The following is a 22,776-nucleotide window of genomic DNA, read 5'->3' on the forward strand; positions in this document are numbered from 1 at the left end:
TTACTCCTTTAAATCTTTTTTCATAACTATAGCATCTTTTCCATCAGCGTAATATTTTTGTCTTATTGCCAAAAATTTAAATCCTAACTTTTCATAGAGTTTTTTTGCAGGTTGGTTGTCTAACGCAACCTCAAGGTAAACAAATCTAACATTTTTTGTTTTTAAATACTCAAAAGTTTTCTCAAGTAAAATTTTACCATATCCTTGTCTTTGAAACTCCTTTTTTACGGCTAATATTGTTATCTCAGCTTCATCAAACAGATGCCAAAATTGAATAATGCCTATGATTTTTTTATCTTCCAATATAAAAGTTTTGAAAAAATCAGATTTTTTCTCGAGGATAAAATTTTCTCCGAATAAATCTTTTAAGATAGATTCAACATAGGAATAATCCTCAATTTTAGCTTCTCTAAAAGTCATAAGATGCTATTTTTTCAGCCTCTTTCTGCCAAGATAATTTTCTACTTAAGATAACTTTAACTTTATCATAATCTTCAGAGTAAGAAATGTTTATAACTTTCTCCTGTTTTGGTAAAAATGCTTCTTTTGGGGTTATCATCTGGGAATCAGAGTAAACTTCTTTTCCATCTTTGTAAATTACAATATCAACGTAATACTTAGGATTTCCGTGGTCTGCTGTTGGAACGTTATGTGGAACTTTTAAGTTAGTTATCTTTACAACAAGAGCTGAGCTATCTTTAGATACTTTTACGTCAAAGAAATCCTTTTTAGACTTTGGAACCATAAAACCGTGATGATGGATTTCCTTAGATGCATGAAATAGGTCAAAAGGAAACTTTTGAATAAGCTTTCCCTTTTCAGCAGGCATATGACACTGCTGACAGTTTTTATCTGTTGCAACTGTTTTCCACTGTTTGTAAGTTTCTTGATGGCATCCAGAACATATTTCTGCTTTTGTATACTGTAAGTCCTGAGTTGATGGATGGGGTGGCGAAAATACATCGTATGGTCCGTGCATAGATTTAGTAGAGTCTCTAAAATGGCATGCTGCACAGTTAACACCGTCTTCCTTGTGAAAATCTCTTAAATTCGGTTTATCGTTGACTGTTATCTCATAAGCTGCATGACAAGATAGACATTTTGTTTTAGTGTAGTTTTCCGAGGCCCTTTTAAATTCTGGACTTGTCCAAGCTACAGCGTGCCTTGAATCTTTCCACTGCTTGTATATATTTTGATGACAATCTGAACATCTTTGAGCAACAGGTCTTTGTAAAAGGTCTTTTTCTTGAAAAACATCTTTTACTTTATCACAGGAAAAAAGTAAAAACCCTCCTAAGAGGATAATTATAAATCGCATTTTTCTCCCTCAAAATCTTCTATTAAATGGCCTAACTTATTTTTCTTAGTAAGAATATACTTTTCATTATGAGGGTTTGTACCTGTAAATATAGGTACTCTCTCTACAACCTCTAATCCAAAACCTTCTAATGCTACTATCTTTCTGGGATTGTTAGTCATAAGTTTCATCTTTCTAACGCCAAGGTCTAACAGTATCTGAGCTCCTGTTCCAAAGTCTCTCAAATCAGATTGAAATCCTAATTTGTGGTTAGCTTCTACAGTGTCGTACCCTTCATCTTGTAATTTGTAAGCTTTTAATTTATTTATAATACCTATACCTCTCCCTTCATGACCTCTCATGTAAACCAATACACCTTTTCCTTTTTCCGCTATCTTTTTAAGTGCTTGGTGGAGTTGATTTTGACAATCACACCTTAAAGATCCAAATATATCTCCTGTTAAACATTCTGAGTGAACTCTGACTAAAGTAGGTTCATCTGGATTTATATCCCCCATAACTAGTGCAACGTGCTCATTTCCATCAACAAGACTTTTATAACCATATATTTTAAATACTCCATATTTTGTTGGTAAGAATGCCTCTGCTTCCCTTGATATAAGTTTTTCTCTTTTTAACCTATGCTGGACTAAATCTGCAATAGTTATTATTTTTAAGTTATGTTTTTTTGCAAACTCCATCAAATCTGGAAGTCTTGCCATCGTTCCATCATCTTTCATTATCTCACATATAACCCCTGCTGGGTACAATCCTGCCAGTTTTGCCAAATCAACAGAAGCTTCTGTATGTCCTGTTCTTTCTAATACTCCTCCTTTTTTTGCCATTAAAGGAAAAATGTGTCCTGGTCTTACAAAGTCTTCTGGCTTAGCATCAGGACTTACTGCAAGCTTTATGGTTAAAGCTCTATCAAAAGCAGATATTCCAGTTGTCGTCCCAAAATTTGGATGGGCGTCTATAGAAATACAAAACGCAGTTCCTTTTGGGTCTGTGTTATAAGTTGTCATAAGGGGTATATCAAGCTCTTTTAATCTATCGGGAAGTAATGATAAGCAGATTAATCCCCTTCCTTCTTTTGCCATAAAGTTTATTATCTCTGGTGTTATTTTTTCAGCAGCTGCAACTAAATCCCCTTCGTTTTCCCTATCAGGGTCATCTACAACTATTACCATCTTTCCTTCTTGGATATCTTTAATTGCTTCTTCTATAGTATTAAATTTAAATTCCATCTTATTCCTCTTTTTTTTCTTTATTAGTAAAAAACATTTTAGCACTATTTATAAAATTTTCAATTTTTTCCTTTATTTCTTCGTACTTTTCCTTTACCCTGTCTTTAAATGTTTTTGGTTTTTCGTTTTCCTCTATTCCTAATATTTCATTAATCTTTTTTTGCTTTTCCTGTTGAGATAAATCTATTTTCTTATCTTCTTCTTTTTGATTTTCTACCTGACTTTCTGAGTGTTTACCTGAATAGATATAATTGTTAAAATCTTCCCAAGATTTAAAAGGAAAATATTGGTATAAATAGTAAGCCCCGATTATAATTATTAGAATATAAATAATTTTTCTCATAATATATAAGTATAGAATAAATCAGATTGTTTTGCAATAAAAATTTTGAGAAGGGGGAGAGACTCCCCCTTAAAGAACATATTAAGTTGTTGAACCTTCTTCGTCTAAATACAACTCTCTGAATACTTCGTCTGTTATTTGGACATTTTCCCCTTTAAATCCTGGGAGTGCTTCCATTCTTACCCATGCAGACCTGTACCATATATCAGTTGGTACTTTATTTACAGGAGCAACTTCTTGAGCTTTTGTTTCTGCGTGGTAATCCCAGTTCATATAAGCGTTAAAGTCCTGTATTATATCAGTAATAACCATTCCATAATCATTTATAAGAGCTTTTTGGAATTGATGCCATCTTGTTATAGATGAATCTCTTAAAGTAAGTCCAAAGTATCCTACACTACCTTCTTGTCTTAAAGCAGCTATTCCTCTCGCTATGAATGCTTTAAATGCTTTCAATGTTTCTGGTGGGTCAGTAATAAATACGTCAAAAGATTTTAGCCACTCTTCAGGGAATGGATTTCTAAGGTCAAATCTTATAGCCTCTGCGTTATCTATTCCAAGTTCTTTAAATATTCTGTTATCAAAATCTATAGACCTTTCGTCTATATCAAGGATTAAAACTCTTCTTGGCAATCTTGTTAATGCTACTGCTAAACCTGTAAGGTCGTCTTCAGCTCCCATAACAAGTATATCTCTGTCTCTCAAATCTTCTCTTGAGTCAAGGAATAAAACTCTTGAAACTGTTGTTTCTGGAGTTACGCTACCTTGGTCGTACTCTTGAATTGCTTTTGGCCTGTCTTTTGTAACTTGTAAAAATGTATGATACCACTCTAAATTTGCATAGAAAGGTATTCCTCTTCCTTCACAAGCTTTACAAGAGTAATCAACAGCAGGAGGAATTTTTAAGTCTTTTACAAGTTGTAATCCTTTTTCTGTTAAAAGGATTTCATCATTTTCAATTTTAGCTAATCCTTCTGCAACAAGTTCTTTTACTATCTGTGAGGTTGCTGGAACTGGTTGGTCTGCAAGGTCTACCACTTTCCAAAAGTCAGATGTTGTTAAAAGTCCTGCTAAAACTCTCTCAACACTTCTGCCGTAAAGCTTGATACCTGTCTTTTCTGAAGCTCTCTGTGCAATAACGTTTAAAACTTCTCTTGCCAATTTCTCACCTCTTTAGTTATTTTATTAAATCTGATACAAATTTAGGTAATGCGAAAAGAGAAGTATATATTTTATCACAAAAGTATCTTGTGTTCAAATTATTGATTTTTTCATAATCTTTATCGCTGTTATCAAATATTTTTACATCATCAGAAGCCATAGTAAAGCTCCACATTCCTGCAGGATAGGTAGGTATAAAAGCAAGATAAGTTCCATAGTTTTTAAAAACTTTTTGTATCTCTTTTACAGCTGTTTTAAAGTACTCCTCCTGTAAAAAAGGAGATTCTGTTTGTGCCGTCATTATACCGCCTTTTCTTAATGCACCTTTTACCTTTTCGTAAAAAGATCTTTTAAATAATGCTTCTGCAGGTCCAACGGGGTCTGATAAATCAAGTAAAATTACATCATAGTACTCTTTTCTCTCATCTAAAAATTTATTTCCGTCTTGAACAAAGATAGACACTTTCGGATTGTTTAACTCACACGAAATAGTAGGTAGATACTGCTTTGATACGTTTATAACATCTTCATCTATTTCACATAAGTGAACTTCCTTTACAGAAGGGTGTTTTAACACTTCTCTTACAGTTCCTCCATCTCCACCACCTATAACCAATACTCTCTCAGGGTTTTGATGCTTTATTAAAGCAGGATGTGCAAGCATTTCATGATATATAAACTCATCTCTTTCTGTTGTTTGAACAGCTCCATCAAGTACCAGCATCTTTCCATACTCGTAAGTGTCAAGTAAAAGTATCTCTTGATAATTTGATTGGAGGTATTTAGCTTCTTTTACTTTTACAGTTAAACCTGTATTTTTAGTTTGATACTCTGTAAACCAGATCACTTCTTTTCCTCCTTTTACGGTTTTATTATGATACATGTAGAGCCTTGATTAAAGTACTTATCGTATAGAGACTCTAAATCTTTTAATTTAACATTTTTTATTAAATCTGTATACATTTTATCCATTTGATAACCAAGTCCAACCGTTTCAAACCAGCCTAAGTAGTACGCCTGTTTTACTCTTGTCTGATGATCCATTAAAAATCCACCTATGATTTTTTCTTTAGCAGTGTTTATTTCTTCTTCTTTAATTCCCTCTTTTAAACTTTCAACAACTCTTTTAATTCCTGATACAGCTTCTTCTGTTTTTTTTGGGTCAGTACCTATGTAAGCTACAACAGTTCCTATATTTATTCTTGTTGGAAAGAAAGACCCAACTGCATAGGCAAGCCCTCTTTTTTCTCTAAGTTCTTGGAATAATCTCGAAGTAAAGCCACTTCCAAGTATTGAGTTTAAAACTCTAAAAGATATGTAATCTTTATCTTTAATTGTAGGAGCGTTATAAGCTATCATAATTGTAGATTGAGCACCTTCTCTTTTTATTTCTTTACATGGAAGATTTTCTATTTTTTTATCTATTTTAGCAAAGTTAAAAGACTCACCTTTTGGAATACTGTTAAATACTTTTAAATACTCGTAAGCTTTTTTATATTCTAAATCTCCTACAATAGATACAACCATTCTATTACCATTGTTTAACTGTTTCCATCTGCTGAATACATCTTGGATAGTTATATTAGGAATAGTTTCCTCCAATCCTAAAGGAGAGTACTCATAGTTTGTCCCTTTAAAAATCTCTTTTCTTAACTCATCAAATCCATACGCAAAACCTTCTTCTTTTTTAGCTTTTATTTGAGCTACTACATTCTTTTTTTCTTGTTCTAATTTATCTTCAGGAAATTTAGGATTATTCAGTATGTCTTGGATAATAGATAGAGCTTTCGGAAAATCTTCTACTTTTACCGCAAAATCTATCTCTGAAAAGTCTTCAGATGTAGAAGTAGATATAAAACCACCACTATCTTCAAAAAATTTACTAATTTCATACTGAGAATAATTTTTTGAACCTTGAAGTAAAAGTTTTAAAGTTAAATTAGTTAATCCTGCCTTTTCTTTTGTATCTTCAAAACTTCCACCTTTTATAAAAATCGACCCACCAATTATCCCTCTGCCTTCTGTCTCTTTATATATTAGTGTAATACCATTAGGATAAATATTTTTAACCAAATTCTCTCCTCCAAAAGAAAGGTAAAATAAACAAATATTTAATACAATTATTAATCTGATTACCATAACTAACCTCATGATTTAAATAAGAAGATTATACCATAAAAAGAAAAAGCCCCCTAAAAGGGGGCTTGTAATATGAAAATAATTGGAAAAATTTAATTTCTCATTAACTCTCTTAACCAGATATACTTATCTGCAGCTTCGGTACCTTGTCCTACTACTGACATCCATCCAAGAAAATCTGGAATCCAATCAAAAACAATGTAGGATACAGTAAACAAGATATACCCTATCCAGAACATCATCCACCAAGTTGGAACTGCATCAGTAACATAGGTTATTTTGTCTATTGCTCTTGTATTTTCTAAATGTCCAGCCATATTTTAATACCTCCCTGATTTTTTCTCAGCTTCTATTAATTTTTCTTCTCTTTCTAATAATTCGTATTTTGGACCTTCAATATCTTTAAAATCTCCCTTTAGATAAGAGTAAATAAAAAGAGTTAACCATCCTGTTAGAGCTACTATGTAGCTTATTACTTCTACTAAGAATCCTTTAAGCTCAAATCCAGCTTCTAAGTATGCAACTGTTCTTACAGCAATAATTGAACCTACAACAAAAAGGAATATAAACAGAACCATCAAAGAAACTGTTCGTTGTGTTATCTTCATTTAATCCACCTCCGGTGGTGTTAAAATGGGGCAAAAGCCCCAAACTTTTGATAAATTCATTACTTTAAGGCCCATTCTTTTGTAGGTTTAACTTCCCAAGAACCTAGCCACATAACATAAGTAAGAAGTCCGATACCTCTTTCGTTAGGAACGATATTACCGTTTTTATCCTTTTCAAAGTACCAAGGATATCCAGGCATGTTAGACCCTGGTGAAGTAGTTAGTGGGTTATATAGGTGAGCTACTTGCCAGTCTATGTTATGTACTGCAGCTTCTCTTATTAAATCTGGACCGATTCTCTTTGTACCCCATAGAACTGGAGCTTGTAGTTCATTTTGATACTCAGAAGGATAAGATACAGTATTAGATACACCGGGGATTCCAAATCTGAGAGTTTCGTTAGAAACCGGTCTTATCATTTGAGAGTGGCAGTTCCAACATCCTTCTGCAACATACCAGTGATGCCCAATTCTTAAAGCTTTTTCAAAAGACTTTTCATTTACTTCGCCATAATACTTTTTAAACTGTTCAGGATAGTACATTGCTAATCTTTCAAAGTCTGCCCATGCAGATGTATTTTTAGCCTTAGCTTCTGCAGCAAGGTCTGATACCTTTTTCATTGGTATATCTTTCAAAACAAACATAGGTAAAGCCCAAGATATAAAGTCAGCAAATAGGAAGAAGCCCAGCCCTGCTACTAATACTATAAACGGAAAACGTTCCATTTTACCCATTTTTAACCACCTCCATTAAGCATTTCTGAGTTGAGCTTCTAAACCTTTTCCAGCAGTTGCTGTTTTGTAGAAGTTCATAGCGTACATTAGTAATCCAGTTAACATCATAATACCTGCAACAGATCTAAAGTACCAGAAAGGTTTAGAGAAGTTTACAGAGTCGATCCAAGGGTTTAATCCTATCCAGTCAAATCCTTGTACTAATCCAGCGGCTGTAAGGTCTACAAACATAGCTATAACACCTATTGTTAATAACCAGTAAGCACCCTCTGACATACCTTTTGAGTACATTGTCTCTTTACCAAATAATCTTGGCCATACATACTCAGCCATTCCAAGAACCCACATACCAAATGTTCCAAACATTATAAGGTGTGCGTGTCCAGTAACCCAGTCTGTAAAGTGGATAACTTTTTGGAAAGTTAATGTAACGTGGAATGCACATTGGAAGCAAGTAATCCAGTAGAAGATAGCTCCTGTGTACATATATCTTAGTGGAACGTTGTATTTTAATACTTCTGCAGAACCTCTTAAAGTCATCATAAAGTTAATTAAAACTGATGTTACTGCAAACTCAATAGCAACTGTTGCAAATACTGCTGAGTACTGAGCAAACATTGGAATTGGAGACCATAAGAAATGGTGAACTCCATTCATTGGGTAGAAAAACGCTAATCCCCAGAAACCAAGTAAAGAAAGACCATGAGACCACATTGGTTTTTTCATTATAACAGGTACGAAGTAGTACATTAATCCCCAAGCAACTGGAGTAACGTAAAGACCAACTAAGTCATGAATGAATGTAGATTGTACAGCTCCTGCTCCAGAACCTGCAGACCAGAATCTTGGTATAAAGTTACCCATAAATACAACGAGAGGAGTCCATACTAACATTGCAGAAACATACCAACCTGTAACATAAAGTGGAGCTTTTTGAGATGCTTTAATTATAGGAGCTCCAAATTGTATAGCGTGCAATAATAACCAAGCAACTATTATTGGATCGAGCCACCATGGAGTTTCACCCCATTCAACGTTATCTGCCTGACCTAAGAAAAGTATAGCTACAACAGTTATTAAAACGGCTGCTTGAAGACCTATAAACATAAATCCACCAAGATACTTTTCATTAAGTACTTTATAACCGGTAAATCTTGGAACAGCCCAGTAAAGCAACCCAGTAAACATGTTTACTAAAAATCCATAAGCTGCACCAGCAGTATGAATCATTCTTACTCTACCGGGGGATAAAAATTCAATTCCAGGGAAAGGATATATACCGTCAAGCTGTAAAGAGTAGAGGAAACCCATTAAACCTACTATAATGAAGAAAATCAAACCCATTGCAACATGAAGCTTAACAAGGGTGTAGTTAACCAAATTGGTTAACTGAACTTCACCTGCTGTTGAAGTAGCAGTTGCCATCTTAAGCACCTCCTTTTATTATTTTCCTTGATTCATTAGATACGCAATGTAAGAAACTAAATGCCATCTGTCTTCTTCTGATAAATGGTCAAACTTAGGCATTGGAGAGCCCTCTAAACCTACTGTTAAAACTCTAAAGGTATCTTTTGGAGAAGGACCTGCAGCTCTTACAGGATATGTTAAGTTTGTTGGTGGAACTGGTAAAGTTGATGCAATTGGACCATCTCCTTTTCCATTTTCACCATGACAAGCAGTACAGTTTGCAGCGTATAACTCTTTTCCTTTCTCAATAGATTCTTTCGTAGCAAAGTAAGGTGGTATTTGTTTGATTTGTGAGTAGACAGATTCTCCTGGTTGTTCTTTTTTCCATCTGTCAGAGAATGTTTTGATGTAAGCAATAACAGCTCTCTTTTGAACTTCTGGAACTAAGTGGAAAGATGGCATTGGAGTTTGAGGTATACCCCAATCTAACACGTGTAAAAGGTCTTCATCTGTTGGAAGTGTACCTTCTGGAGTTGACTTCCATCTAAACACACCAGTGTGGAAGTTTGGTGGTTTGTCCTTGAAGAAAGGAGCCGCCATACTGTTACCGTCTCCATTTTCACCGTGACAACCAACGCAGAACTTGTTGTAAACCTTGCGACCTGCCTCTTCCATCTCTGTCAGCTCAGCTGTCTTTTTAGCTTGAGCTGGTTTGGAAGAGTAAACGTGGAGCAGCCCATACACAAAAAGTGCTGGGAAGAAGAAGAACAGGATCCACCTGATAGCTGTGTTTTCTCCCATGAAAACAACCTCCTATAGAATATGATTTAAATCAATATTAAACAAATTGTAAATAAATTTCAAGCTTATAATTTAATGTTAAATTTTGTAAAATTTAACACGACTAAATTTCTTTAATTGTCTCATATATCTCAACAGAAGGATTACCAGCAAACCATTCTTTTGGTGGTGGGTTTTTGTGTGCTTCCGCAAATGCTTGACTTTTTGTATAGTTTAAAAAACTATCCATATCTTTCCAATATGTAATAATTACAACTTGATTATTAGGTGGCATAGAAGGAAAACTTCTTCCGGCTAAAATCTTCATACCTAAAAAGCCTTCCATCTTATCAATTCCGTGTTGTCCAAACTTTTCTTTAGACCTTTCTTCAAAATCTTTCATAAACTCTGGCTTGATTGGGAATTTTGTTAAAACTACAACCATTTACACCTCCTTTAAAATCATTTTATGAGCTTTTCCTATTATTTCAGAATAATGTTTATAACCTTTTCTTTTTACATGCTGTTTTAACCCATCGATTATTTTTAATGGAGAGTATGGATCATAAAAGTTTGCAGTTCCTACTTGTATAGCAGAAGCTCCGGCTAATATATGTTGAAGAGCATCTTGTATGTTTGATATACCACCAACTCCTATTATAGATACTTTACTGCCATACTTTGCATAAACTTGCCATATCATTCTAACAGCTATAGGTAAGATTGCAGGTCCTGATAATCCACCTGTTATTGTTGAAAGTATAGGTTTTTCTTTTTCTACGTCTATGGCCACACCTAAAAGAGTGTTTATTAAAACTAATCCATCAGCGTTTGCACTTACGCAGGCATCCGCAGTGTCAAGAATATTAGTTACATTAGGAGAGAGTTTTACTAAAAGTGGTTTTTTTGTTATCTTTTTCATTTTATAAACAAGGTCATAAAGGACTTGTGGGTCGCTACCAAAAGCTATTCCACCTTTTTTCACGTTAGGACAGGAAACGTTTAGCTCAAGTCCATCAACACCATCTGCTTTGTCTAACTTTTCTGCAACAGCTAAATATTCCTCTTCATCTTCTCCAAAAACGTTCGCAAATATCCTTGTATCGTACTTTTTTAATTTAGGTAATGTCTCATTTATAAAGTAATCTACTCCTGGATTTTGCAGTCCAATAGAGTTAAGCATTCCAGCAGGAGTCTCAACAATCCTTTCTGGCATATTACCTTTTCTTGGTTTTAAAGAAAGCCCTTTTACAACTATGGCACCAAGAAGTGATAAATCATACAGTTTTGCAACTTCAAGACCATAACTAAAAGTTCCCGAAGCAGTCCAAACAGGATTTTTAAACTCTATTCCAAATAACGTATGTTTTAAAACATCTTTTTCCATTCTCTGCCCTCATTTAATGATAAAATAATATGATACCTTAAAAGTAAAGGAGTATCAAATGAAAAAAGTTCTTCTAACTGGAGCTGCAGGATTTATAGGCTGGAAAACAGGAAAATTTTTGTTAGAAAAAGGTATTGAAGTTATAGGTATTGATAATATGAACGATTACTATGACATAAGACTTAAAGAATACAGGAAAAAAGATTTAGAAAAGTATGAAAACTTTAAATTTTACCATGTTGATATAGAAAATTTAGGAGCTTTAGAGGTGATATTTAAAGACCACAAATTTTACTGTGTTATCAATCTTGCTGCAAGAGCTGGAGTAAGGTATAGTATGATAAATCCTCACGTTTATATGACTACAAATGCAAATGGGACTTTAAATTTATTGGAAATGATGAAAAAGTATCAAGTTAAAAAGATGGTTTTGGCTTCAACATCTTCACTTTATGCAGGTCAACCAATGCCTTTTAAAGAAGACCTCCCTGTAAACACTCCTATATCTCCTTATGCTGCTTCAAAAAAGGCAGCTGAAGTGATGGCTTATACTTACCACTACCTATACGGTATTGATGTTTCAGTTGTAAGATACTTTACTGTGTATGGACCTGCTGGAAGACCTGATATGAGCATTTTTAGATTTATAAAATGGATAGATGAAGGAAAGCCTATAATACTTTACGGAGATGGCTCTCAATCAAGAGATTTTACATACGTTGACGATATCGCAGAAGGAACAATTTTAGCAACTAAAGAGGTTGGTTATGAGATAATAAACTTAGGTGGTGGTAAAAATCCTATAAGTTTAAAAACGGTAATAGAAACTATAGAAAGATATCTTAACAAAAAGGCAGTTATAGACTACAGACCTTTCCACAAAGCAGACTTAAAAGAAACATGGGCTGATATAACAAAAGCAGAGAAACTTTTAGGCTGGAAACCAAATGTAAGCTTTGAAGAGGGAATAAAGAAGACTGTTGAATGGTACTTAGAAAACAGAGAGTTTTTAAAAGATATAGAGGTTGGAAAAGAATAACATTTATAAAGAGTGAGCAAAAGACAGGAGCTTCTCTTTTATTTTTTGAAGGTTAATATTTTCTTTATTTGAGATAGAAGAGATTTGTGAGATGGGAGTTTTCAAAAGATGAATTAACAGTTCTTTTTCCTGATTTTCAAGGTCAATAATGTTTAAATTTAGTTCGCCGTTTAAATACATAAGTCTTACTAAAAATGAAAGTTCTAACAAATCAGTGTCGTTTGTTAAAGTAAGATAATATAAAGTTTTTTTTAGGAGTATAAAAATTTTCTCATCTTGATGAGGAGCAAAACTATAAATCCAGCTAATAACATTATAAGCTGATAAAAATCTGTTATAATCTTTTACAATTTCAATAGCAACATTTTTAAAATTATCAATCTCGTTTATATAAAGTTTGTCTTTTATCTTGAAAAAAACACCAGAAAACCAGTTAAACTCTGTTAGGGATACTATCGGTAAATTTTTTATCAGTTGTCCGTTTTGAATAAAAATACTTTCTTTACCTAACTTTTTTGTGTAAACAGTTAAACTTAAATCTTTTTCTCCAACAAATGTTCTTTTTAAGACTATGGCTTGGTCTTTGAAAAGTGTGTACAACTACTCTTTACTCCAAGATTTTGATACATTTATCTCGAACTCAACTGGAACTTCTTTTAGTAAATACTTTCCTGCCTTTTCCATAGATTTAGAGAGTATTTCTTTAACTTTGTCTACATCTTCTTGTTTTACTTCAACAACTATCTCGTCGTGAACGAGATTGACAACCTTTGCGTCTAAGTCTGATAAACTCTTGTAAAATAATACTACTGCCATTTTAAGTAAATCACTTCCAGTCCCTTGTATAGGGTAGTTTACTGCGTCTGTAAATTTATAAGCTATAAGTTTTCTTCCAAGTAGTGTTTCAACCTGAATAAACTTGTGTTTTTCTAAGTAATTTTTAACTTTTTCGTGCCACTCTTTAAATTTTGGATAAAAATTAAAAAAGTTTTCGTGGAAAGTTTTTGCTTGAGAAAGTGTTATATTTATATTGTAGTTGTTTTTTGCATACTCTACCAATGATTTTGGAGATATCCCGTAGATAAGTCCAAAGTTTATAGCTTTTGCAAGATTCCTCTCTTCTTTCGTTATATCTTGATAATCTTTCCCTGTGATTACGGAAGCTGTAAGTTTGTGAAGGTCTTTCTTTTCTTTAAATGCGTTTATCATATTTTCGTCTTTTGTATACTCTGCCGCTATTCTAAGCTCTATCTGAGAGTAGTCTGCAATTATAAATAAGTATCCATCAGATGCTCTGAAAATGCTTTTTAAATTTTTTGGTATGTTTTGAAGATTTGGTTTATAAGAGGACATTCTACCAGTTGAAGCACCTATCTGTTTAAACTCTCCGTAAATTCTTGAGTTTTTAACATACTTAGAAAGTTCTTCTAACTTATCAAGGGTTTTTTTCTCATATCTTAAAGAAAGAAGATTTTTTACTTCTGGTCTATCTTCGTAAGGTTTTAAGTGTACATCTTGAGATGAGAAAGAGCCTTTTTCTGTTTTAGGTAGTTTTAAGCCTAACTTTTTTGTTAAAAAGTTTGCTACTTGCTGTGGAGAAAAGGGGTCTACTGAATACTTTCTTTTAAATTCTATGTAAAGGTTTTGAAAATTAGTTTTAGACTTTTTTATCTGACTGATTAGCTCTGGTTCATCTATTGGTATTCCTGACAGCTCTATCGATACTAAACATGGTAAAAAAGCCATTTCTAAAGCTGCTGTCCCATTTTTTACTCCAAAGACTTTATAAGTGTCTCCTGAGGATTTTAAATTAGATTGTTCCTCATTAAGTCTTACGACTTGTTCTTTAAAAATTGACCTTAAAACTTCTATATCTTTTACTGCGTATTCTATCTGTTCTTTTGTTAGGTTTTCTATCCACCAAGGTGAAGTTTGAAAAGATTTATCTACTTCTTCATCTGTTAATCTCATTGCTACTGCAGAAAGGGAATGTTTTTGAGAGTTATCTCCTTTAGCAAGGATTTTAGAGGCTATAAATGTATCAAATACAACTTTAGGATACACGTTAAAATTAGTTGCTAAAAACTTTAAATCAAACTTAAGATTATGCCCTACAATACCTTTACTTTCTAAAACTTCTTTTAAAAAATCTGTAAGAGCTTCTTTTTCTACTTTAAAAGCATCTATAACAAAGATGTCTTCTTCTGTTCCTATCTGGATAAGTCTTACTCTATCGTTAAAATAATCTACCTTTTCAAAGTCTTTTACAGCTACTTCAGTATCTAAGTAAATGAAAGGAACGTTTTTTAATTTTTCTTTTAATGGCTCAAGCTGTTGAGACTGTGTTATATAGTTAACCATCTATGTCTTCTAAAGTTAAAGCCGTAGCAGTTTTTTCTAAAAGGTCTTTAATAATATCCTGCTCTTTTTCTGGGAATACTGCTTTTACTGCATCAGTTAATATAAAAACTTGATAACCTAAGTTTAAACCGCCGATTACAGTATTTTTAACACAAAAATCAGTTGCAACACCACAAACAAAAATTCTTTTTATACCCCTTTCTTGTAGTAGAGAGTGCAGATTTGTACCTTGAAATCCAGAGTATGCGTCAAAATCTGGACTTATCCCTTTTGAAATTATAAATTTATTGTCAGAAGGTATTTTTAAATCTGGATGTAATTTTGCACCTTCTGTGTTTTGAACGCAATGGGCAGGCCAGATACCACCAAAACCTTTAAAAGATATGTGATTTTCCGGATGCCAGTCCCTTGTAAAGAAAACAGGGTTTAATTTTTTTTCAAAAAGCTCTATATAACTGTTTATAGTAGGTACTATCTTATCAGCATCTTTTACAGGAAGAACGCCATAAGGCATAAAATCGTTTTGCATATCAACCACTATTAAAGCATCTTTGTCTGTTATCTTTACTTTCATTCTTCATCTTCCTCCTGCTTAACTTTACAGTTAATACATAAAGATGCAACAGGACGTGCTTTTAATCTCTCATAAGGAATCTCTGCACCACAAGACTCACATATACCATAAACACCATACTCTATTTTCAAAAGAGTATCTTCTATCTTTTTAAGGAGTTTTCTTTCTCTATCTAAAGTCCTTAATGTAAGGATTCTTTCGGTTTCAGCTTCTGCTCTTTCCATTTCATCTGCACCTTCAAAGGATAAAGCTTCTCCAGTATTTTGTTTCGTATCTTCTATGATTTTATTTTTCCACTCAATAAGTATATTTTTTAACTCTTCTATCTGCTGTGGTGTTAAGTGGTTCATAATTTTACCTCTTAGCTAAATTTTTTTATACTAAGAGGCTAATTATAACATAAATTTAGAAAAATTTAAAAGTTATTCCACCGTAAAATGAGTAATTATTATCTGGATTAAAAATCTTTCCTAACCCTATACCAATTTCTACTTTTCCTTTACTATATCCTATTCCTATCAATCCACCTTTTTCTGTTTTATCATAGGAACTTAGGTAGAAAGTTGTAATTACACTTAAAGCATCTGTTAAGTAGTATTCTGCGGAAATAGATTGAAAAAACTCATTCTGCCCCGATATTCTATTTTTATGTACCATAAAAGACGTATTAGCGTAGAAAGTTAATCTTTCAAAATCTGCTTGAGATACGAGAGTTATACCATAGCTAAGGTGATGTTCGCTAAAATCACTGTCTTTCTTTACAGGAATACCTAAAAAAGGTTTTATTGCAAATTTTAATCCATCTTTTTCGAAAAATCTGTATTTAACTTCTACAAACGGGTCAGATATGTCAGAGTATGCGTTTTCATAGTTTTTTAAATATCCAAAAGGTATATTTAAAGCCAAGTCTGTTTTGTCGTTGTAGCCGTAAGTAAAGTTAAATATGTAGCTACCATCTGATTCATCCGTATGTTTCTTATAAAAGAAGTAGTTTTCATTTTGATAGTTGCCTGTTCCAAGGGTTTCCGTGTCATCCCATATTAAAGCTTTTTTACCTGCAAAAGCATTTATAGATAGAGTTAAAATAACTAGAAACCCTGATATTAATTTTTTATTCATGTAAAACCTCCTACCTAAATATTTTAAATTAACCCTCAAAAATTTGAGTTTTATTCTATTGTAATTGAGACTTAATTTCAATGATAAAATTAGAAAGTTAATCATGTTAAATTTCAAGTTGAAATTAACACAAAATTAATATATGATTTAAATCAATAAATATTCAGGAGGTGTGAAGATGAAGAAGCTCCAAAGTTTACTGCTTGTTTTTGTTTTATCTGCTTTATCTATGGCTTATACTTTACAGGGAAGTACAAAGGGATACCCTAAACCTGTGATTGAAGTGGAGAATCTTGTTAATGAAGAAGGTAAACCTACAAAACTTTCAGACTTTAAAGGAAAGGTTGTTATACTTTATTTTGGATTTACAAACTGTCAACACGTATGTCCTACAGTAAGTGCATCGTTAAAAAGAGTTTCTGATGCATTAGTTCAAAAAGGATTAAAAGACAAGTTTCAGATTGTTTTTATAACAGTTGACCCTAAAAGAGATACTCCAGAAGTTTTAAAAGAGTATAAAAAATCTCACGAATTTGACACCTTCACATTTTTAACAGGTAAAGAAGAAGACCTAAAAAAAGTTTGGAAAGCTTACGGTATAGAAGTCAAAGAGAAAGAAATGGAGATGAAACACGGAGACCACATTATGAAGCACAAAATGATTTCTCATACTCCTGTTATAACCTTTATAATAGACAAAAATGGTAAAATTGTTGAAGATTACAAAGGAATATACCTACCAGAAGACAAAATGATACAGGATATTGAATATCTCATAAAAAATTAGCATAAGAAGGGGCTTTTAGCCCCTGTTGAACATTCTATAAACAACTGGAAGGATAAGTAAAGTTAGCATTGTAGAAGTGAAAATTCCGCCTATAACGACAATTGCTATTGGTTTTTGAGTTTCTGAACCAATATCTCCACTAAACAGTATCGGAAGTAGTCCTAAAGATGCAGCTGTTGCTGTTATTAGTATAGGACGGAGCCTTAGTTTTGTGGCTAAGTTAATAGCATCGTCTATGTTTCTTCCTTCGGCTATAAGTTGCCTTATGTAGGATATTAAAACTACTCCGTTTAAAGTGGCTATTCCAAAAACTGCTATAAATCCTATCGCAGCAGGAACAGATAAATTAAAACCTGATAAATATAAAGAGATTATTCCTCCGATAGTAGCAAATGGAACATTTAGTATAACTATTAAGGCATCTTTTATAGAGTTATAGTTTAAGTAAAGGATCATAAAAATCAAAAGTATAACGATAGGAATGATTATTGAAAGTTTTTTCATTGCTCTTTCTTGATTTTCAAACTGCCCAGAAAACTGTATAAAGTACCCTTGAGGAAGTTTGACTTCTTTTTCTATTTTCAGTTTAAGTTCTTGTATAAATCCTCCAAGGTCTCTTCCTTCAAGGTTTGATTGAACTAAAGCGTATCTTAAGCCATTTTCATGTCTTATTTTAAAGAAACCTTCTGTAATCTCTATATCAGCCAACTCTGATAAGCTCAAAAGATAACCATCTTTTGTTGTTATTGGAATTTGAGACAGTTTTTCAATGCTGTTTATGGTATCTTGTGGAAGTCTAAGAATGATAGGAAAAGTTATTAAACCTTGTTTTAAGTAGTTTGCTTCATAACCTGTAAAGTATCTACCAACTATAGACAACAGCTCCTCGGGTTTGATGTTGTACTTAGCTAAAACTTCTTTTTTAGGGGTTATTTTTAGTTGTAATTTTCCTGATTGTGCCTCTGTTTCTACGTCAACAGACCCTTTTGTATTTTTTACAATTTCTTCTATTTTGTGTCCTATTTGATTTACTTTTTCAAGGTCATCTCCAAAAACTTTTATAGCAACAGTTGACTTTACTCCTGATAAGAGCTCATCTATCCTCATCTGAATAGGCTGTGTAAATCCAAAGCTAACTCCAGGAATGTCTTTTAACTTTTCCCTTAAAATGTTTTCAAACTCTTCTCTTTTTTTGAAGTTTTTCCATTCTTCGTAAGGTTTTAAAATAATAAATGTTTCTATATAATTTACCTCTTCAGGCTCTCCTTTTTCAGCTCTACCAATGTTAGAAAAGGCATTTTCTACTTCTGGAAAATCTTTTGCAGTTTGTTCAACTATACTTGCAACTCTTTTTGCTTCATCAAGACTTACATTAGGATTTAGAAAACTTTTTACTAAAACAGACCCTTCATTTAAAGTTGGTGCAAACTCTGTACCTATTCGTGTAAAAAGGAATAGAGAGAATAAAAAAACAATAACAACAGAAATAAGAACGGTTTTACCATGTTTTAAAGTTTTGTTAAGTATTTTGTGGTAAACTTTGTTTAAAATTTCCATCGCTTTTGTTTCTTCTGATTTTGGTTTACTTAAAAAGTAGTAGGATAAAGCAGGCATAAACACAAAAGCAACTATTAAAGAAGATACAAGGGCAAATATAATTGTAAGGGCAAGGGGCTTGTAATACTTACCTTCAACTGACTCAAAACTAAATATAGGTATAAAGACAACTGTTATAATCAATATTGCAAAAGCAACGGGTTTGAAAACTTCTTTAACAGAATTTTTTATAACCTCTAACTTTGATGCTTCTTTGCCGTGAAACATATGTCTGAATGTGTTTTCTACTACAACAACTGTTGCATCAGCAAAAAGTCCTATTCCTATTGCAAGTCCTGATAAAGACATAAGATTTCCAGAAAGTCCAATTTCTTTCATAAATATAAACGCCATTAAAAGAGTAATTGGAATAGACAAAACAACTAAAATAGCCGACCTTACACTTCCAAGGTAAAAAATCATAGCAATGGATACTAAGATTATACCTTCAACTAACGCTTTTTCTACCGTTGAAACAGCTTTTTGTGTAAGATAAGACTGGTCGTACAGAATTTTTATATCAACATCTTTAGGAAGGATTTTTTTAATTTCTTCAAACTGTTTGTAAAGCCTGTCAACAAGCTCTTTTGTATTTACGTTAACCCTTTTTAAGATTATATTACCTTGGACTTCTTGACCATTTAGTGTAAAAGCTCCTCTTCTGTTTGGAATCTCTCCTTCTTCAACATCTGCCACGTCTGAAAGTTTAAGATAAGAGCCGTTTTCTGTTTTAATAGCTATGTTTTTTATATCTTCCACAGAAGTGATGTAATTTACAGCTCTAACTATCAAATCTCCTTGAGGTGTTTTTGAAAATCCTCCAGGAGTTACTATTCCATATTTTTCAACTGCATCGCTTACATCATTAAAAGAAAGTCCATAAGATAAAAGTTTATCAGGATATATCTTCACTAAAAAAGCTTTTTCTGGACCCCACTGGCTTATTTCTTCTACTCCGTCAACAGACTTTATAAGTGGTTTTATTTTCCATTCCTGAATAGTCCTTAAATCTGTTAAAGGTTTATCTTTTGAAGTTAATGCGTATATCAGAACATTTCCAAGTCCTGAGCTGTTTGGTCCCATAACAGGATTATACTGGGAAGGTATTTGGGATTTTGCATCAGAGAGCTTCTCCATAACCAACCTTCTTGCAAAGTAAATATCTGTCCCATCTTTAAAAAATACGGATATGTAAGACAGCCCAGGCAGTGAAACACTTCTAACTGTACTTACGTCTTTAATTCCTGACATTACTGTTTCTATCTTCTTTGTTATGAGTGATTCTACTTCTTCTGCAGACAGTCCTGGAGCTTCTGTGTATATGTTTACTTGAACAGGCGTAGGGTCTGGAAAAGTATCTATAGGAAGGGTTTTATAAGAGTAAAATCCAAAAGAAACTATTAAAACAAGCAAAAATAAAACAAAAATTCTGTATCTTAACAATAAGTCTATCATTCTCCACCACCTCCAAACACAGAAGACCTTAAGAAAATAACTCCACTGTAAACAACTTCCTCACCTTCTTTTATTCCAGACAGAATAACTGTTTCTTTATCGTCTCTACTACCTATCTGAACTTCCCTTAAAACAAATTTATCTCCCACCCTTACAAAACAGTAATCTTTACCATTTTCTTTAAACACAGAAGAAGAAGGTATAACTAATCCTTTTACAGAAGAAACAGGAATTTCAACATCTACAAAGAGATTTGGTTTCAATAAATCTCCTACATTGTTAACTACTATTCTAACGTCGTTTCTTCTTGTTTTAGGGTCTATTTCGTGGTTTATGTAAGTAAGGATTCCTTCAACCTTTTTCCCAGTAGGCGTTTTAATATAAACTTTCTGTCCTAATTTAAGATTTTGAGCATCTTGGAAAGGAAGCTGAGCTATAACCCAAAGTCTTTCGTGGGAATGGATATACATTATCTCCTGACCTACATTTACAGGACTTCCTTTTATAGCTTTTAAATCAGCTATAAAACCATTTATTTTACTCCTTAAAATGACAGAATTTCCCTTAATCTCTCCGTAAGAAGACAGTATTTTTCTCAAAGCGTTTAACTCTCCCACAGCTTTTTGATACTCTATTTTTGCGTTGTAATACCTAACGTATGGAATAACCTCTTCTTTATAAAGCATCTCTTCTCTGTCTAAAACTTGTCTTGCAGTATCTACTTTGACTTTTGCCATCTCTATGTTTGCCTGAATATCTACTATCTTTGGAGAGTATAAAGTAAGCAAAACTTGACCTTTTTTAACAAGGTCTCCCTGCTTTACGTATAAATTTTCAACAATACCATCCACACTTGAAGATACGCTGTAAGAAAGTGTTGGGTCTTCGTTTACTACAGCTGGGTAGGTTTTAGTTAAAGAATATTCTTTATACTTTGCAACTACAGTTTTTATGCCAAGTTTTTCAGCTTTATCTTTACTTACAACAACTTCTTGAGAAAAGCTAAAAGAAAATAGCAATGCAATTAATAAAAGTGCCTTTTTCATAATGAACCTCCTATTTCTAAGTATTTACTGTACAGCTGATGTAAGTTTTTGTAGATTTCCAGCTTATATTTTAAAGTCTCAAAATAAAGGGTTTTTGTATTGAAAAATTCAAAAAGAGAGATTGTTTTTAACTTATAACTTTTTTCTGCTAAGTTTAACTCGTTTTTAGCAGTCTCAATACTCTCGTTAAGCTGGGAGATTAAATCAAGGTCAGATTTGTAGCTTTCTAAAATAGATGAATACTTAATTTTTAAACTGTTTACTGTGTAATCCTTTAAAGAAGTATAGCTTACTTTTTGACTTTTTACAGACACTATCTCACCAAGGTTTCTGTAAAAGACAGGCAGTGTAAAGTTAACCACTAAGCCACTTTCATACTTGTTATTAGAGTATTCTTTAGCTATTACTCCTACGCTGATCTGTGGATAAGACAATGCTTTATAATACTTTTCTAAAGCTTGTAGAGACCTTATCTTCTCATCAAAGCTTTTAACTTCTGGAAGGGATAAAAAGTCTATTTCTTTGATATCTCTAACATGATAAAAATCTCCTTCTACGTCTTTAATTTCATACCCAACCAAAGAAGACAAACATTTAAGACTTTCAAGGTAAAGTAATTTTTGCTGATTTAACTTTGAGACTGAAAGCTGATATTCCCTTTGAGCTTTAAGTAAATCAAGTTTAGAAGCTTCTCCTAACTTATAAACTTTTTCTGTAAAGTTAAAAATCTCTTTAGACAAGTTAGCCTCATTTTCGGCTATTTTTAAAAGCTCTTTGTTATAGAGTGCTTCATAGAATGATTGATATAATACTGATAAATACTTTCTTTTAAGAGACTCAAACTGTAAAGACTGATACAGCTTCTCACTTACAGCAGATTCTATGTTATACCTTCTCTGATTGTAAAGTTTTAGGGGTTGTGATATGTAAAACTCTGTAATTGTAGCAGAAGAGTTTCCTCCTACAAGTCTTCCAAACTGTATGTATCCTTCTGGATTAGAAAAAGATTTTGCCTTTATGACTTCTCCTTCGTAAGACTCAACTAAACTTTTGTTGCTTAATATGTAAGGATTGTTATCAATTCTGCTTACAATTTCATCAAAAGTCTCTGCTTTGGCAAATACAAAAAATATTAGTATAAAAATAACATACTGCATTTTAAACCTCCTGATTTATTTGAGATTGAGACTAAAATTGATTAGTTATATAGAAAAATTGGGGGTTTAAAGATTTCTTTCACAGAAGGTTTGAGAGCTAAAGTTGGAGAGTATATATTTTTTGATGTTTCTTGATTAAAATCTATTTTAATCTGGTTATTTAAAACTAAAAATGGAGAATGTAAAATTTTATGGATATCTACATTTTTATCACAGCTGTGATTTAAATCTTCCAAAAGCACTACATCTATTTTTTTATCATCTAAAGCTTGAAGAAAATAGTCGTGGAAAGTGTTAAATACAATAGCAAGTAGAAAAGTTAACAAAATTTTGCTTTTATGTTTAACCATCATCTGGAAGAGATTCATCATAACCCCATTTTTCATTTATCTCAGTTTTTTCTCTCTCCTCCCAACACACAGCACAAAAGTAAATATCGGGAATATTAGGGTCTTCTTTCAAATCTATTTTACTACCACACTTTAAACATTCTTTTTCTTCCATTTTAATCCTCACAAAAATATATTTATAAGTATATG

Annotated in this window: 26 protein-coding genes; 2 read left to right on the plus strand and 24 right to left on the minus strand. The window is 32.7% G+C overall.

Annotated features, from left to right (window positions below; genetic code table 11):
- From rimI to Q385_RS0101635, 14 genes are all read right to left on the minus strand, one after another.
- Positions 1 to 420: a ribosomal protein S18-alanine N-acetyltransferase gene (gene rimI / locus Q385_RS0101570; protein WP_028949979.1), complete on the minus strand. Its 420-nt coding sequence runs from the start codon at positions 418 to 420 to the stop codon at positions 1 to 3.
- The gene (locus tag Q385_RS0101575) at positions 410 to 1,318 is read right to left on the minus strand and encodes a multiheme c-type cytochrome (RefSeq protein ID WP_028949980.1); all 909 of its coding nucleotides are present in this window, start codon (positions 1,316 to 1,318) and stop codon (positions 410 to 412) included. The genes rimI and Q385_RS0101575 overlap by 11 nt, the downstream gene beginning before the upstream one ends.
- Positions 1,306 to 2,544, minus strand: coding sequence for a bifunctional 3,4-dihydroxy-2-butanone-4-phosphate synthase/GTP cyclohydrolase II (locus Q385_RS0101580; RefSeq protein ID WP_028949981.1), 1,239 nt, complete (start codon positions 2,542 to 2,544; stop codon positions 1,306 to 1,308). The genes Q385_RS0101575 and Q385_RS0101580 overlap by 13 nt, the downstream gene beginning before the upstream one ends.
- A gap of 1 nt (position 2,545) precedes the next feature.
- Entirely contained in the window at positions 2,546 to 2,887 is a 342-nt protein-coding gene (locus tag Q385_RS0101585) for a hypothetical protein (RefSeq protein WP_028949982.1), read from the minus strand.
- A gap of 81 nt (positions 2,888 to 2,968) precedes the next feature.
- On the minus strand, positions 2,969 to 4,048 hold the full coding sequence (locus Q385_RS0101590; protein ID WP_028949983.1) for a bis-aminopropyl spermidine synthase family protein: 1,080 nt from the start codon (positions 4,046 to 4,048) through the stop codon (positions 2,969 to 2,971).
- 16 nt (positions 4,049 to 4,064) lie between these two features.
- Positions 4,065 to 4,895 (minus strand): polyamine aminopropyltransferase, encoded by an 831-nt coding sequence (gene speE, locus Q385_RS0101595; RefSeq protein WP_028949984.1) that lies wholly within the window; start codon positions 4,893 to 4,895, stop codon positions 4,065 to 4,067.
- A 14-nt stretch (positions 4,896 to 4,909) separates the two neighbouring features.
- Positions 4,910 to 6,121, minus strand: a complete 1,212-nt coding sequence (locus Q385_RS0101600; protein ID WP_245596345.1) for a M16 family metallopeptidase — start codon at positions 6,119 to 6,121, stop codon at positions 4,910 to 4,912.
- Between the two features lie 158 nt (positions 6,122 to 6,279).
- Positions 6,280 to 6,504: a hypothetical protein gene (locus Q385_RS0101605; protein ID WP_028949986.1), complete on the minus strand. Its 225-nt coding sequence runs from the start codon at positions 6,502 to 6,504 to the stop codon at positions 6,280 to 6,282.
- Positions 6,505 to 6,507: 3 nt separating this feature from the next.
- The gene (locus Q385_RS0101610; RefSeq protein WP_028949987.1) at positions 6,508 to 6,795 is read right to left on the minus strand and encodes a hypothetical protein; all 288 of its coding nucleotides are present in this window, start codon (positions 6,793 to 6,795) and stop codon (positions 6,508 to 6,510) included.
- A 59-nt stretch (positions 6,796 to 6,854) separates the two neighbouring features.
- A complete protein-coding gene (locus tag Q385_RS0101615) occupies positions 6,855 to 7,529 on the minus strand; it encodes a cbb3-type cytochrome c oxidase subunit II (RefSeq protein ID WP_028949988.1) in 675 nt (224 codons plus the stop codon).
- 15 nt (positions 7,530 to 7,544) lie between these two features.
- Positions 7,545 to 8,954: a cbb3-type cytochrome c oxidase subunit I gene (locus tag Q385_RS0101620; RefSeq protein WP_028949989.1), complete on the minus strand. Its 1,410-nt coding sequence runs from the start codon at positions 8,952 to 8,954 to the stop codon at positions 7,545 to 7,547.
- 18 nt (positions 8,955 to 8,972) lie between these two features.
- Positions 8,973 to 9,737 (minus strand): c-type cytochrome, encoded by a 765-nt coding sequence (locus Q385_RS0101625; RefSeq protein WP_028949990.1) that lies wholly within the window; start codon positions 9,735 to 9,737, stop codon positions 8,973 to 8,975.
- A 103-nt stretch (positions 9,738 to 9,840) separates the two neighbouring features.
- The gene (locus Q385_RS0101630) at positions 9,841 to 10,161 is read right to left on the minus strand and encodes an antibiotic biosynthesis monooxygenase family protein (RefSeq protein ID WP_028949991.1); all 321 of its coding nucleotides are present in this window, start codon (positions 10,159 to 10,161) and stop codon (positions 9,841 to 9,843) included.
- On the minus strand, positions 10,162 to 11,103 hold the full coding sequence (locus Q385_RS0101635) for a dihydroorotate dehydrogenase (RefSeq protein ID WP_028949992.1): 942 nt from the start codon (positions 11,101 to 11,103) through the stop codon (positions 10,162 to 10,164).
- Positions 11,104 to 11,161: 58 nt separating this feature from the next.
- Here Q385_RS0101635 and Q385_RS0101640 point away from each other — a divergent pair, with 58 nt between their 5' ends.
- Complete coding sequence (locus Q385_RS0101640; RefSeq protein WP_028949993.1) at positions 11,162 to 12,142, plus strand: GDP-mannose 4,6-dehydratase; 981 nt, start codon at positions 11,162 to 11,164, stop codon at positions 12,140 to 12,142.
- 3 nt (positions 12,143 to 12,145) lie between these two features.
- Here Q385_RS0101640 and Q385_RS0101645 read toward each other — a convergent pair whose 3' ends face one another.
- Genes Q385_RS0101645 through Q385_RS0101665 form a run of 5 tightly spaced genes read right to left on the minus strand, consistent with a single transcriptional unit; the run spans position 12,146 to position 16,196 of the window.
- A complete protein-coding gene (locus Q385_RS0101645; protein ID WP_028949994.1) occupies positions 12,146 to 12,742 on the minus strand; it encodes a recombination protein O N-terminal domain-containing protein in 597 nt (198 codons plus the stop codon).
- Entirely contained in the window at positions 12,743 to 14,503 is a 1,761-nt protein-coding gene (locus Q385_RS0101650; RefSeq protein ID WP_028949995.1) for a bifunctional 3'-5' exonuclease/DNA polymerase, read from the minus strand.
- The gene (locus Q385_RS0101655; RefSeq protein ID WP_028949996.1) at positions 14,496 to 15,077 is read right to left on the minus strand and encodes a nicotinamidase; all 582 of its coding nucleotides are present in this window, start codon (positions 15,075 to 15,077) and stop codon (positions 14,496 to 14,498) included. The genes Q385_RS0101650 and Q385_RS0101655 overlap by 8 nt, the downstream gene beginning before the upstream one ends.
- A complete protein-coding gene (gene dksA / locus Q385_RS0101660; protein WP_028949997.1) occupies positions 15,074 to 15,427 on the minus strand; it encodes an RNA polymerase-binding protein DksA in 354 nt (117 codons plus the stop codon). The genes Q385_RS0101655 and dksA overlap by 4 nt, the downstream gene beginning before the upstream one ends.
- 55 nt (positions 15,428 to 15,482) lie before the next feature.
- On the minus strand, positions 15,483 to 16,196 hold the full coding sequence (locus Q385_RS0101665) for a transporter (RefSeq protein WP_028949998.1): 714 nt from the start codon (positions 16,194 to 16,196) through the stop codon (positions 15,483 to 15,485).
- Positions 16,197 to 16,374: 178 nt separating this feature from the next.
- On the opposite strand from Q385_RS0101665, the gene Q385_RS0101670 reads away from it, so the two are divergent.
- The gene (locus Q385_RS0101670; RefSeq protein WP_028949999.1) at positions 16,375 to 16,983 is read left to right on the plus strand and encodes an SCO family protein; all 609 of its coding nucleotides are present in this window, start codon (positions 16,375 to 16,377) and stop codon (positions 16,981 to 16,983) included.
- 15 nt (positions 16,984 to 16,998) lie between these two features.
- Here the strand turns inward: Q385_RS0101670 and Q385_RS0101675 are convergent, their stop codons facing one another.
- Genes Q385_RS0101675 through Q385_RS09360 form a run of 5 tightly spaced genes read right to left on the minus strand, consistent with a single transcriptional unit; the run spans position 16,999 to position 22,741 of the window.
- Positions 16,999 to 20,034 carry an efflux RND transporter permease subunit gene (locus tag Q385_RS0101675; protein ID WP_028950000.1) on the minus strand — a complete coding sequence of 1,012 codons (3,036 nt, stop codon included), beginning with the start codon at positions 20,032 to 20,034 and terminating at the stop codon, positions 16,999 to 17,001.
- The gene (locus Q385_RS0101680; protein WP_028950001.1) at positions 20,031 to 21,080 is read right to left on the minus strand and encodes an efflux RND transporter periplasmic adaptor subunit; all 1,050 of its coding nucleotides are present in this window, start codon (positions 21,078 to 21,080) and stop codon (positions 20,031 to 20,033) included. The genes Q385_RS0101675 and Q385_RS0101680 overlap by 4 nt, the downstream gene beginning before the upstream one ends.
- The gene (locus tag Q385_RS0101685; protein ID WP_028950002.1) at positions 21,077 to 22,237 is read right to left on the minus strand and encodes a TolC family protein; all 1,161 of its coding nucleotides are present in this window, start codon (positions 22,235 to 22,237) and stop codon (positions 21,077 to 21,079) included. Before Q385_RS0101685 ends, Q385_RS0101680 begins: the two co-directional genes overlap by 4 nt.
- 41 nt (positions 22,238 to 22,278) lie before the next feature.
- Positions 22,279 to 22,608 carry a hypothetical protein gene (locus Q385_RS0101690; RefSeq protein ID WP_169733158.1) on the minus strand — a complete coding sequence of 110 codons (330 nt, stop codon included), beginning with the start codon at positions 22,606 to 22,608 and terminating at the stop codon, positions 22,279 to 22,281.
- Complete coding sequence (locus Q385_RS09360; RefSeq protein ID WP_012674454.1) at positions 22,580 to 22,741, minus strand: hypothetical protein; 162 nt, start codon at positions 22,739 to 22,741, stop codon at positions 22,580 to 22,582. Before Q385_RS09360 ends, Q385_RS0101690 begins: the two co-directional genes overlap by 29 nt.
- Positions 22,742 to 22,776 lie beyond the last annotated feature (35 nt).

The sequence above is a fragment of the Sulfurihydrogenibium subterraneum DSM 15120 genome (assembly GCF_000619805.1).
Classification (GTDB): domain Bacteria; phylum Aquificota; class Aquificia; order Aquificales; family Hydrogenothermaceae; genus Sulfurihydrogenibium; species Sulfurihydrogenibium subterraneum.

Coding starts and splice junctions, on each gene's coding strand:
- rimI (WP_028949979.1), bottom strand. CDS start 420: ATGACTTTTAGAGAAGCTAAAATTGAGGATTATTCCTATGTTGAATCT.
- Q385_RS0101575 (WP_028949980.1), bottom strand. CDS start 1,318: ATGCGATTTATAATTATCCTCTTAGGAGGGTTTTTACTTTTTTCCTGT.
- Q385_RS0101580 (WP_028949981.1), bottom strand. CDS start 2,544: ATGGAATTTAAATTTAATACTATAGAAGAAGCAATTAAAGATATCCAA.
- Q385_RS0101585 (WP_028949982.1), bottom strand. CDS start 2,887: ATGAGAAAAATTATTTATATTCTAATAATTATAATCGGGGCTTACTAT.
- Q385_RS0101605 (WP_028949986.1), bottom strand. CDS start 6,504: ATGGCTGGACATTTAGAAAATACAAGAGCAATAGACAAAATAACCTAT.
- Q385_RS0101610 (WP_028949987.1), bottom strand. CDS start 6,795: ATGAAGATAACACAACGAACAGTTTCTTTGATGGTTCTGTTTATATTC.
- Q385_RS0101615 (WP_028949988.1), bottom strand. CDS start 7,529: ATGGGTAAAATGGAACGTTTTCCGTTTATAGTATTAGTAGCAGGGCTG.
- Q385_RS0101620 (WP_028949989.1), bottom strand. CDS start 8,954: ATGGCAACTGCTACTTCAACAGCAGGTGAAGTTCAGTTAACCAATTTG.
- Q385_RS0101625 (WP_028949990.1), bottom strand. CDS start 9,737: ATGGGAGAAAACACAGCTATCAGGTGGATCCTGTTCTTCTTCTTCCCA.
- Q385_RS0101630 (WP_028949991.1), bottom strand. CDS start 10,161: ATGGTTGTAGTTTTAACAAAATTCCCAATCAAGCCAGAGTTTATGAAA.
- Q385_RS0101635 (WP_028949992.1), bottom strand. CDS start 11,103: ATGGAAAAAGATGTTTTAAAACATACGTTATTTGGAATAGAGTTTAAA.
- Q385_RS0101640 (WP_028949993.1), top strand. CDS start 11,162: ATGAAAAAAGTTCTTCTAACTGGAGCTGCAGGATTTATAGGCTGGAAA.
- Q385_RS0101650 (WP_028949995.1), bottom strand. CDS start 14,503: ATGGTTAACTATATAACACAGTCTCAACAGCTTGAGCCATTAAAAGAA.
- Q385_RS0101655 (WP_028949996.1), bottom strand. CDS start 15,077: ATGAAAGTAAAGATAACAGACAAAGATGCTTTAATAGTGGTTGATATG.
- dksA (WP_028949997.1), bottom strand. CDS start 15,427: ATGAACCACTTAACACCACAGCAGATAGAAGAGTTAAAAAATATACTT.
- Q385_RS0101665 (WP_028949998.1), bottom strand. CDS start 16,196: ATGAATAAAAAATTAATATCAGGGTTTCTAGTTATTTTAACTCTATCT.
- Q385_RS0101670 (WP_028949999.1), top strand. CDS start 16,375: ATGAAGAAGCTCCAAAGTTTACTGCTTGTTTTTGTTTTATCTGCTTTA.
- Q385_RS0101675 (WP_028950000.1), bottom strand. CDS start 20,034: ATGATAGACTTATTGTTAAGATACAGAATTTTTGTTTTATTTTTGCTT.
- Q385_RS0101680 (WP_028950001.1), bottom strand. CDS start 21,080: ATGAAAAAGGCACTTTTATTAATTGCATTGCTATTTTCTTTTAGCTTT.
- Q385_RS0101685 (WP_028950002.1), bottom strand. CDS start 22,237: ATGCAGTATGTTATTTTTATACTAATATTTTTTGTATTTGCCAAAGCA.
- Q385_RS0101690 (WP_169733158.1), bottom strand. CDS start 22,608: ATGATGAATCTCTTCCAGATGATGGTTAAACATAAAAGCAAAATTTTG.
- Q385_RS09360 (WP_012674454.1), bottom strand. CDS start 22,741: ATGGAAGAAAAAGAATGTTTAAAGTGTGGTAGTAAAATAGATTTGAAA.